The organism is Psychrobacter sp. 16-MNA-CIBAN-0192, from assembly GCF_040309565.1.
GTDB lineage: Bacteria > Pseudomonadota > Gammaproteobacteria > Pseudomonadales > Moraxellaceae > Psychrobacter.
Map to the genome: position 1 here is coordinate 65,083 of NZ_JBEOOX010000013.1, position 10,230 is coordinate 75,312.

8 protein-coding genes are annotated in these 10,230 nt (G+C 42.3%); 6 read left to right on the plus strand and 2 right to left on the minus strand.

All coding sequences use genetic code 11. The annotated features are described in order from the left end of the window. Window positions 1–2 precede the first annotated feature (2 nt). Window positions 3–1,109 (plus strand): histidinol-phosphate transaminase, encoded by a 1,107-nt coding sequence (hisC, locus tag AAEY78_RS10460; protein WP_352339285.1) that lies wholly within the window; start codon window positions 3–5, stop codon window positions 1,107–1,109. 38 nt (window positions 1,110–1,147) lie between these two features. Here the strand turns inward: hisC and AAEY78_RS10465 are convergent, their stop codons facing one another. Beyond that, complete coding sequence (locus tag AAEY78_RS10465; RefSeq protein ID WP_352339286.1) at window positions 1,148–2,815, minus strand: anthranilate synthase component I family protein; 1,668 nt, start codon at window positions 2,813–2,815, stop codon at window positions 1,148–1,150. Window positions 2,816–2,818: 3 nt separating this feature from the next. Then, window positions 2,819–4,054 carry a beta-ketoacyl-ACP synthase II gene (locus tag AAEY78_RS10470; protein WP_352339287.1) on the minus strand — a complete coding sequence of 412 codons (1,236 nt, stop codon included), beginning with the start codon at window positions 4,052–4,054 and terminating at the stop codon, window positions 2,819–2,821. Between the two features lie 650 nt (window positions 4,055–4,704). Here AAEY78_RS10470 and AAEY78_RS10475 point away from each other — a divergent pair. The 5 genes from AAEY78_RS10475 to AAEY78_RS10495 all read left to right on the plus strand — a co-directional run. Then, window positions 4,705–5,964 carry an EcsC family protein gene (locus tag AAEY78_RS10475; RefSeq protein ID WP_352339288.1) on the plus strand — a complete coding sequence of 420 codons (1,260 nt, stop codon included), beginning with the start codon at window positions 4,705–4,707 and terminating at the stop codon, window positions 5,962–5,964. A gap of 314 nt (window positions 5,965–6,278) precedes the next feature. Next, on the plus strand, window positions 6,279–6,653 hold the full coding sequence (gene rpsL, locus AAEY78_RS10480) for a 30S ribosomal protein S12 (RefSeq protein ID WP_025646352.1): 375 nt from the start codon (window positions 6,279–6,281) through the stop codon (window positions 6,651–6,653). A 233-nt stretch (window positions 6,654–6,886) separates the two neighbouring features. Further along, window positions 6,887–7,360, plus strand: coding sequence for a 30S ribosomal protein S7 (gene rpsG, locus AAEY78_RS10485; protein WP_062533890.1), 474 nt, complete (start codon window positions 6,887–6,889; stop codon window positions 7,358–7,360). A gap of 368 nt (window positions 7,361–7,728) precedes the next feature. Next, window positions 7,729–9,855, plus strand: a complete 2,127-nt coding sequence (gene fusA / locus AAEY78_RS10490) for an elongation factor G (protein ID WP_352339289.1) — start codon at window positions 7,729–7,731, stop codon at window positions 9,853–9,855. A 211-nt stretch (window positions 9,856–10,066) separates the two neighbouring features. After that, on the plus strand, window positions 10,067–10,230 hold a 164-nt coding region (locus tag AAEY78_RS10495), incomplete at its 3' end, for a GTP-binding protein (protein WP_352339293.1).

Here is a 10,230-nt window from a genome sequence, read left to right on the forward strand (position 1 = left end):
GTATGAGCGAGCAGAGTATAGATACCCGATTGTGGTCAGCCAAAGCCTGTAACCTGTCACCGTATGTGCCGGGTGAGCAGCCGCAGCACGATAATTTATGTAAGTTGAACACCAATGAAAATCCATTCCCACCGTCGCCAAAAGTAAGCGAGGCGATTCATGCGGCGTTAGCCCATCAAGCGGATGAGTTGCGCCTTTATCCTGCGCCTGAGTCTGATGATTTACGGCAAGCGTTGGCAGATTTGCATCATTTAGAGCGCAACCAGGTGTTCGTTGGTAATGGCTCAGATGAGGTGCTGGCGTTAGTATTCGCCAGTTTCTTTATGAAGCCGCTGCCGCTATTAGCACCGGATATCAGCTATAGCTTTTATCCAGTATACGCGCAGACGTTTGGCGTAAATTTGGTACAAATTCCGCTTGAAGAAGATTTTAGCGTGAATGCTAATGCTTATAGTCAGCCATGTGGCGGGATTATTATTGCCAATCCAAATGCCCCCACAGGATTGCTGTTGTCTCTTGCTGATATCCGTAAGTTAGCACAGGCGCATCCTAATGCAGTCGTTGTGATTGATGAAGCGTATATAGATTTTGCCCAGTCTGATAAAACCAGTACAGAAAAAGAAGTGTCAGCGGTCAGTTTAATCAATGAATTTGATAATATATTGGTGACGCAAACCTTCTCAAAATCGCGCTCATTAGCAGGGCTGCGCGTTGGCATAGCGTTTGCTAATGCCTCGTTAATTGAAGCATTAACGCGGATGAAAAATAGCTTTAACAGCTATCCGTTAGATAAATTGGCTCAAGTAGGGGCAACAGCAAGTGTATTGGATAAGCCGTATTTTGAGCATATTTGCCAGCAAGTGATAGATTTACGCCAGATATTAACGCATGAGTTAGCCGTTCTTGGATACCAAGTGTTGCCATCGCATACCAATTTCATTTTTGCACGTCCAAAGGATGGCAATGCTAGCACCGTTGCCAGTGCTCTACGTGAACAAGGGATTATCGTTCGCCACTTCAACCAACCGCGTATCCAAGAATATTTACGCATTACTGTGGGTACAAGCGACGAAAACAAAAGATTGATAGAGGCTTTAAAAGCGCTTTAAGTTAATAGATAAAAATTTTATAACTTACCCTTGCGCCGTTAGTCATTTGACTGCGCAAGGACATTTAGCAAATTACCGACCTTATCAAGACATTCTTGATATTCCTCATTGCAGTCTGATGCAATAGTAATACCACCACCTGCCCATAAGCTGACTTGCATTTCGCCACTCGTGAATCTGTTGGCTTGCAAGGTGCGGATTAACACATTCCATTGACCGCTACCATCAAAATTAATATAGCCCATGGTGCCGCAATATGCGCCTCTCGGTGTGCTTTCTAATTCCGAGATAATCTCAACCGCTCGTTTTTTCGGTGTACCGGTTATAGAACCTGCTGGCAGACTACCAAATAACACTGCTAACGGATGGGTATTTGGTTTGAGCTCAGCGGTGATGGTACTGACCATATGATGAACGTTGCTAAAACTCTCAATCGTGAATAATTGTGGTACTTTGACGCTGCCAGTTTTGGCATATTTGCCTAAGTCATTACGCAATAAATCAACAATCATGACGTTTTCGGCACGGTCTTTAGCACTGTCTATTAGTTGTTGTTTTAGCAATAAGTCTTGCTCTGCATTGATACTGCGTGGTCTAGTGCCTTTGATAGGCTTGGTGCGGATATGATGTGTGCCGGTTTGCTTGTCTTTAATAAATGTGAAAAACAGTTCAGGTGAGCAGCTTAATAATTCAAAATTTACAGTGTTTGCATGAGTAGGGTTTATATGGGAATTTGAATATTGCTTTACGTGTGTATTTTCTACTTGCGTCAAACCAATATATCCTGCAAATGGCGCTTGAGTATTGCGATGTAAGGCAGGCACATAATCAATCAAGTTGGTTACTGCATTACCGTTATGTTTAAAGCTGTTCAAGCTACCTTGCCATGCTTGGGTTAAATTAATCTGGTAACAATCTCCTTGCACCAAGTAGCACTGCGTTTTAGCAAATGCACGCTGGTAATCGCTTTTTTGCCATTTGGGTGTTAATACAAGAGGTGCTAAAGAATTTCCAAGTTCTTGAAAGTTATTCGTACCTGATAACTCATTGTCTAATGTATTTAAACATTCAACTACAGCTTTAATAGCTAAACTTTGAAGACTGTTTAGCTCAATGCTGGTATCTGTATCCGATACAACATGCAATTCCCAGCATTGCTCATTGCTCATTGCTGTAAGATAAATATCATAATGTCCAAGTAGTGCGGTAGGTTGGGCAGCACAGTCAATGTCAGCATGTAGGCTGAGCGCTTGACTGCCAATATCATAACCAATAAAGCCGATCAAACCATGCTGATAGCTTGGTGTAGCATTTTGAGTTTGTTGTATGCCATTGTTATCTATAGCATGGTGCTGCTCACTATAAGCAATCAGTTCCGCTTGCCAATCAGCATAACTCATATCATAACTGCTAGATATGTGCGTATCGCGGCACGTTTTTATGACTTGATAATACTGATTGTCATTAAAGCCAGCAGATTCAGTTATACTCGGATAAGCTGCCCAGCTGATTTTTGGTAATAAGCCAATAACTGCACGCCCATCATTATTTAGCCATGCCAGCTGCCAGTTTGCCTGTTGATTACTGGTTAATAAATGCCGTTGCAAGTGGGGTAATAATTCTGCTGCTGACAGTTGACCAAAACGCCATCTGCGAATGGCAGATGGCGTGGATAGAGAAGGATTTTTTTGAGTCAAGTCTGTCATGCGTTAAGCAACAAACTTTTTAATAATTAATGTGGCATTAGTCCCGCCAAAGCCAAAGCTATTGCTCATCAAGGTATCAAGATTGACATCACGCTTTTCAGTGACAATATCAAAACCTTCTGCAGCAGCATCTAACTCTTCAATATTAATACTTGGGGCAATAAAGCCTTCTTGTAACATTAGCAAGCAATAAATCAGCTCTTGCGCGCCAACAGCACCTAAGCTATGACCAGTCATTGATTTGGTTGAGCTAATCGCAGGCACTTTACTGACATCATCGCCAAACAATTTTGCAATAGCTTTTAGTTCAGTGATATCACCCAATGGCGTGCTGGTGCCGTGACTATTAATGTAATCAACTGTATCTAAACCAGCTTGATCTAGCGCTTGTTGCATACAACGAACCGCGCCTTCACCGCTTGGGGCAACCATTTCTGCACCATCAGAGCTGGCACCATAGCCGACAAGCTCTGCGAGAATAGTAGCGCCGCGCGCTTGGGCATGTTCTAAGCTTTCAAGAACCACCATGGCACCGCCACCAGCAATCACAAAGCCGTCACGATCTTTATCATAAGCGCGTGATGACTGCTTAGGCGTGTCATTATACTGAGTGCTCATCGCACCCATGGCGTCGAACATACAAGACTGCGTCCAATGTTCAGCTTCACTACCACCGGCTAATATCACATCGGCTTTGCCCAACTGGATTAATTCAGCAGCATGACCAATACAATGAGTTGATGTGGCGCAAGCTGAAGAAATAGAGTAGGAGGGACCATGGATTTTTAGCCCTGTTGCCAATGCTGCTGACACTGAGCTACTCATGGTTTTTGGTACTGCCATTGCGCCCACACCGCGTAGACCTTTTTCGCGCATCGCATCTACCCCTGCGACCACGCCTTCGGTTGATGCGCCACCTGAACCTGCTACCACACCAACGCGCGGGTTATGGTTAATCACATCAAGCGACAATCCTGCCTGCTCGATTGCTGCTAAAGCGCTAACATACGCATAAAGACTGGCATCACTAAAGAACCGTTTAAGTTTACGATCAATACCAGAAGTATCGAGCGCTGCGTTATCAATACTGCCGCTGACTTGCGATTTAAAACCATGCTCAGCATAAGACTCGTTAAAGGTAATTCCAGACTGCCCTTCTTTGAGCGCAGTGGTAACCGTGGCTAAATCATGTCCGATACAAGAGACTATTCCTGCCCCAGTGATGACAACTCGACACATATGTGATTCCTTATAATGACTGTTCAATAATGACTAATTAATAGTGACTGACTACTAATTAGTCATAATGATGGCTGCTAATTGCAAACCAACCTATAAATGGCTTTTTAGAATTCCTATTGAGAACAGCATGCTACGCACAGGAATTCAAATACTCGTCCAAATACATTCGAGCATACTCTCAAATTTAGCTTAATTCTGTATATGATAACGTATCAGTCACATAAAATCTTTGCGATCATATTAAATTTATGACTTATTATACAATAATGACACCTTATTATTAAAAAGCAGTTACTTTTGCAAATAGCTATAAATAGTAATAATTTTAAGTAAAAAGTCTGCGGAGATATACTTTAAAGCTTAATTTTAAAAACTGTGCCTAACCGTATTAAAAGATACTTTTGGATACAAAAATTGTGTGACCAATAACATTGTCGCCACTGACATTAGCAATCCTAGTTAGCTACACTCGTGAAAGCTCTATTCTAAAAGCCTACAGCGCATATCTTGGTTGCCCATTTATTAGCGTATGCTTATTATAGTTTTACTAATAAACAACTTCATCTCAATAATAAAGTTTAAGAATGACAGGTTCTGTAGATTATTACTAAATCATTTCATATCTTCATTCATTTAAGGAAAGAATAATGGCAAAGCGACACCTTCTTACCAAAAGCATCAGCACCATTGGGCATCTGACTCGCAATAATCTAGAGCGTGTAGGCGCGCTGATTGACACTGCCAATGCCAAGACCGGTCAACCACGCCAGTATCAAGCAGTTGATTTGGGCGATGATGACTATCAGCAGGACTTATTCCGTGAACAAACCGTTAAAGCCACTCAGCAATTACTGGGCACACGGTTTTCCACCTATGGTAAATACGCTAAGAAAATCGTACCTAATAGCATGTTTCAGTCAGTACTAGATGGTGCATTTGTAAAAGTCGCGCAGCTTGCAGGCAGTTGGAGTCAATTAGACTTACCGGCTGAGCATCGTTTTGCGGATATCAGCACCTTAGATGACGAGCAGCGTTATGCCCTTGCTACCGACATTGCCAATCAAAACCGCGCCCTAGCAACCTTGGGCGGTATTACAGGGCTTGCTGGATTACCAGGTATGCTTGCTGATACGCTATGGCTATTATTGGTATCTTTACGCACGGTTTATCAATTAGCTGCCGTATACGATCAGCCCTTAACTGGTAAAGACGGGGTTAAAATGGCATATGAGCTACTTGCCAATGCTGATTTGAGCAAAATGCAAGAAAAACAAGCTTTGCTTGCCGGTATCGGTGTTGGTAAAGGTTTGTTAGACAGTGCCCAAAGCCGTGGTTTGCATAATGAGCTTAAGAACTTAGGTCTTAAAAATACTAATGTTAATTATTATGCAGAACAAGTTGATAACATCGCCAGTCAAGTCGGCATTGATCTTGACCAAATTAACTTGTCATGGATACGTCGCTTATTACCGGTATCAGCTGTTATCGTTGGTATGCGTTATAATAGCCAACTGATTGATGAAGTGATTGGCGTCGCTCAAGCAACGTTTGCCCCTCAGCCAAAAATGGCAAACCGTGCCATTACTGATGATACGGGAAGCGAAGTAGCTGTACAAAAAGTTGTAGAGAAAACTGAAGACAATAGTACAGACCAGAGCGAGCAAGATACAACCGATAGCAGTAACGCTAAGGATTCTGCTGCCAAAAAGCAAACAGCAAAGAAAGACGATCAAGTATCAGAGACTAAAAAGTCTTCTGATGACGCCGTAAAGTCTGATGACGTTGAGAATGCTGATTCTAAAGACAAAGCAAACACTGGCGCTACTGATTCTAAAGCTAAAGATGCTGATGCTAAAAAAACAAGTGATAAAGTAGATTCTGAACAAGAAACTGAAGTGAAGAAATAGGCTAGGGCGATAAAGGGGCTGTGTGGTTATCAGCCTCATTTATTATTATTTTTTATGAGAGTCTGGATTAATATATAATATCATCTTGAAAAACGAGTAAACAACACCATTTAATATCGAACTATCTACTATCTCAAAGCACATTTGAGAATATTTGTAAAGTAGGTAACGTTATAAGTAGTTGAAATAGCAGCAACATATCTTTATAATACATTGTCCTAAAAATGGGTTCCTCAAAAACTGGCGGATAACGTCACATTTTTGGTGGATTGACCCATTTTTTTGTTTTATACCAAACGGGAGAAGGATGCCTTATGGCAACAACTAACCAATTGATTCGTAAGGGTCGCAAAACCATCAAGGAAAAGTCAAAAGTTCCTGCGTTGCAAGCGTGCCCACAACGTCGCGGTGTATGTACTCGTGTATATACTACTACCCCTAAAAAACCTAACTCAGCCATGCGTAAAGTATGTCGTGTACGTTTGACTTCAGGCTATGAAGTATCAAGCTACATCGGCGGCGAAGGTCATAACCTACAAGAGCACAGTGTTGTTCTAATCCGTGGTGGTCGTGTAAAAGATCTACCAGGTGTACGTTATCACACCGTTCGTGGCGCACTTGACTGTGCAGGCGTAAAAGACCGTAAGCAAGGTCGTTCTAAATATGGTGCGAAGAAACCTAAAGCATAATATTAGCAATAATATTGATTTAGTGTTTATTCGTACGCCCCATTAACTGTGCATGGGTTTGATGTGAATGTCTGACGCTCTTATTGATAAGTGTGCTGATATAACATACCACCATGCAGTAAGGCTGACTGACAACTTGCTCCTACGCCCACAATATCTCGATATTTATATATCCATATTGGCTGGTGTGAGATTGTGAATGTCAGACACTCCTGAAGAAAAGGATTATTATTATGCCAAGACGTCGCGTCGTTGCTACCCGTGAGATCCTACCGGATCCTAAATTTGGTAGCCAAACCATCGCTAAATTCATCAATCACGTGATGAGCCATGGTAAAAAATCTACTGCTGAGCGTATCGTTTATGGTGCACTTGAGACAGTTGCTCAAAAACGTAACATCGAAGATCCAGTAGCGTTCTTTGAAGACGTACTAGAAAACGTTCGCCCAATGGTTGAAGTAAAAGCTCGCCGCGTTGGTGGTGCAACCTACCAAGTACCAATGGAAGTACGCCCCTCCCGTCGTACCGCATTGGCTATGCGTTGGTTGGCTGAAGCTGCTGCTAAGCGTTCTGAAAAATCTATGGCTCTACGTCTTGCTGGCGAATTGTCTGATGCCTCAGAAGGTAAAGGCAATGCTATGAAGAAGCGTGACGAAGTTCACCGTATGGCAGATGCGAATAAAGCATTCTCTCATTACCGCTTCTAAGAACGCTTAAAGCATTATGTGCTGATAAATCGGACGCAATAAGTTGCGATACCGGTTTATCAGCGCAAATCGTTAATGTGTATCACTATTATTTTTTCTACTGATAACCGTCACCACTTATACAGTTGTACTAAGACTTGTACATTACGTCTTAAAATAGCGACGTTGGCGGATATCTATCATAAAATTGTTCTGAAAAAAGTGTCCCAGATTTATTGCTACTATGTTCTTGACAGCTTCTATTTTTAGACCGTATTGGGTTTATTAATAGGGTGACAACAAAAGCGCAAGCTTTTATAAAGAATGTAAGGTTAAGGTGGAGACACACCATACATTTATACATACATGACTTCCCTTAGGAAAACACTATGGCTCGTACAACTCCCCTAAAGCGCTATCGCAATATTGGTATCTCAGCGCACATTGATGCTGGTAAGACGACCACTACTGAACGTGTTTTGTTCTATACCGGTGTCAGTCACAAACTTGGTGAAACGCATGACGGTGCGGCTACCATGGACTGGATGGAGCAAGAACAAGAGCGCGGTATTACCATTACTTCAGCGGCGACGACTTGTTTTTGGTCAGGTATGGCTAAGCAGTTCCCTGAACATCGTATTAACATCATTGACACCCCAGGTCACGTTGACTTCACGATCGAAGTTGAACGTTCTATGCGTGTTCTTGATGGCGCGTGCATGGTTTACTGTGCAGTAGGCGGCGTACAGCCACAGTCTGAAACCGTATGGCGTCAGGCAAACAAATATAAAGTACCACGCCTTGCATTCATCAACAAAATGGATCGCGTTGGCGCTGATTTCTACCGTGTAGTAGAACAGATCAAAACTCGTTTAGGTGGTAAGCCAGTACCTTTAGTGATTCCAATTGGTAAAGAAGACAACTTCGAAGGCGTTGTTGACCTTGTTACCATGAAAGCTATTTATTGGGACGAAGCGTCTCAAGGTATGGAATATGAAGAACGCGAAATCCCAGCTGAGTTGCAAGAAAAAGCTGAAGAATATCGCGAATACCTAGTAGAAAATGCAGCAGAAGCAAATGAAGAATTGATGAATGAGTATCTTGAAAATGGTGAATTAACCGTAGACCAGATCAATAATGCCATTCGTGAATTGACTATTAATAACGAAATTATTCCATTGCTTTGTGGTACTGCCTTTAAAAACAAAGGTGTACAAAAGATGTTGGATGCCGTTATTCAGTATCTTCCAGCGCCGATGGATGTACCTGCTATTAAAGGTATTCTTGACGACAAAGACGAGACTGAAGGCTTCCGTGAAGCATCAGATGACGCACCGTTTGCTGCTCTAGCATTCAAAATCATGAATGACAAGTTCGTAGGTAACTTAACCTTCGTTCGCGTCTATTCAGGTGTTCTAAAGCAAGGTAGCAGCGTTTATAACCCAGTTAAAATGAAGCGTGAGCGCGTTGGCCGTATCGTACAGATGATGGCAGATGCTCAACAAGAACTTCAAGAGATTCGTTCAGGTGACATCGCAGCCTTAGTCGGCATGAAAGATGTGACCACTGGTGATACGTTATGTGACGAGCAAAATGTTATCACCCTTGAGCGTATGGAATTTCCAGATCCAGTTATTAGCCTAGCGGTTGAACCTAAGACCAAAGCTGACCAAGAAAGAATGTCAACTGCTTTAGGTCGTTTGGCAAAAGAAGATCCATCGTTCCGTGTACACACTGACGAAGAATCTGGTCAGACTATTATTAGTGGTATGGGTGAGCTACATCTTGAGATTCTTGTTGATCGTATGAAGCGTGAATTCAACGTTGAAGCCAACATTGGTGCACCGCAGGTTGCTTATCGTGAAACGATTCGTAACACAGTTGAACAAGAAGGCAAGTTTGTACGTCAGACTGGTGGTCGTGGTAAATTCGGTCACGTTTGGTTACGTCTTGAGCCTATGGATCCAGCGGGCGAAGTGCTTTATGAATTCGCTGAAGAAGTTGTTGGTGGTACGGTACCAAAAGAATTCCATGGCGCAGTTGATAAAGGTATTCAAGAGCGCATGAAAAACGGCGTACTTGCTGGTTACCCAATCGTTGGTGTTAAAGCGACCTTGTATGATGGTTCTTACCATGATGTTGACTCGGATGAGTTATCATTTAAAATGGCGGGTTCTATCGCTTTCCGTAAAGGATTCATGGCTGCTAACCCAACGCTACTTGAACCAGTAATGAAAGTAGAAGTTGAAACCCCTGAAGACTACATGGGCGATATCATGGGCGATTTAAACCGTCGTCGTGGTTTGGTTCAAGGTATGGAAGACTTACCTGGTGGCACTAAGCAGATTCGTGCTGAAGTACCATTAGCGGAAATGTTTGGTTATGCCACACAAATGCGCTCAATGTCACAGGGCCGTGCAACCTATTCAATGGAATTCCAAAAATACGCTGAGATTCCAAAATCAGTTGCAGAAGCTATCATCTCTAAATTCAACAATAAAGATGAAGACGAGTAAAGAATAGCTGCTTAATTATGACAATATAGGGTATATCTCTATATTGTCAGTTGAAAAAGACAGCAATAAGTTGTTAAAAGACTTGTTATTGTTAGTTATTTTCTTATAATATCTGCACACTGCATGTGCAATTTTTTCACAACTATCTAAATGTAGATAGCATTAGCCTAATTATTATTAGGTGCTATCTCCACATAAAAAGGACATACTCATGGCAAAGGCCAAGTTTGAACGCTTAAAACCACACGTTAACGTCGGTACCATCGGACACGTTGACCATGGTAAAACCACCCTTACCGCTGCTATCGCAACTGTAGCTGCAATCACCTCTGGCGGCGAAGCCAAAGACTACGCGTCTATTGACTCAGCACCAGA